Raw genomic sequence first — 1,048 nt, forward strand, 5'->3', positions numbered from 1 at the left:
GGCGTTGTTGCGCAAATCCGGGAGGATTCATGTTGTGAATCCGGCATGCTAGCTGGGCAGCATGAGCAGACCTCCGAAGACGACCTACAAGACCACCAACTGGCAAAGCTACAATCAGGCGCTGAGGCAGCGGGGATCACTGACCGTTTGGTTCGATCCCTCGATGCAGTGGGAAGCCATTCCGTCGGGGCGTCGCGGCCGTCAGCAGGCCTATAGCGACGCGGCGATCCAGGCCTGCCTCACCCTCAAGATCCTCCTCGGGCTGCCGCTCCGCCAAGCGACCGGTTTCGTGGCGAGCCTGCTCGAACTGTCTGGGCTCGACTGGTCCGTGCCGGACTTTAGCACTCTGTCACGCCGCCAGAAAACCTTGAACGTGATCATTCCGTATCGCGGCTCGAAGGGGCAGCTGCACCTGCTCGTGGACAGCACCGGCATCAAGGTGGAAGGTGAAGGTGAGTGGCATACGCGCAAGCATGGCGGCTCGAAACGGCGCGTGTGGCGCAAGATCCACCTCGGAGTCGACGAGGAAACATTGGAAATCCGGGCCGTCGAGGTCACGTCCAGCAATGTCGGCGATGCGCCGATGCTGCCGGACCTGCTTGCCCAGATCCCGGCGGAGGAGGAGATCGCCACCGTCACCGCCGACGGTGCCTATGACACCCGCGCCTGCCACGACGCCATCGCCGCGCGCGATGCTGCAGCTATCATCCCGCCGAGACGGAATGCCAGGCCATGGAAGCCGGACACAGCCGGAGCCCGCGCGCGCAACGAGATCCTGCGAGCATCGAAGCACTTGGGCCGGGCGCTCTGGCGGAACTGGAGCGGGTATCACCGCCGCAGCAGGGTCGAAACAAAAATGAACTGCGTGAAGCTGCTCGGCCAGCGGTTGATGTCGCGGGACTTTGACCGCCAAGTGGCAGAGGTCCAGATCCGCGCGGCGGTCCTCAACCGCTTCACGGCACTCGGTATCCCGATGACCGTGGCCGCGGGATAAGAGTGTCCGGGGAAAGGGCAAGTGCGATCATCAGCTGATTTGCGCAACAGCGCC

General features: G+C 63.6%; 1 protein-coding gene. It reads left to right on the plus strand.

Annotation, left to right across the window (positions count from 1 at the left end; translation table 11 throughout):
* Positions 1-61: 61 nt before the first annotated feature.
* Positions 62-994: an IS5 family transposase gene (locus tag DW2_RS18850; RefSeq protein WP_038149006.1), complete on the plus strand. Its 933-nt coding sequence runs from the start codon at positions 62-64 to the stop codon at positions 992-994.
* Positions 995-1,048: the final 54 nt, after the last annotated feature.

This window comes from Thioclava atlantica, assembly GCF_000737065.1.
GTDB classification, from domain to species: Bacteria; Pseudomonadota; Alphaproteobacteria; order Rhodobacterales; family Rhodobacteraceae; genus Thioclava; species Thioclava atlantica.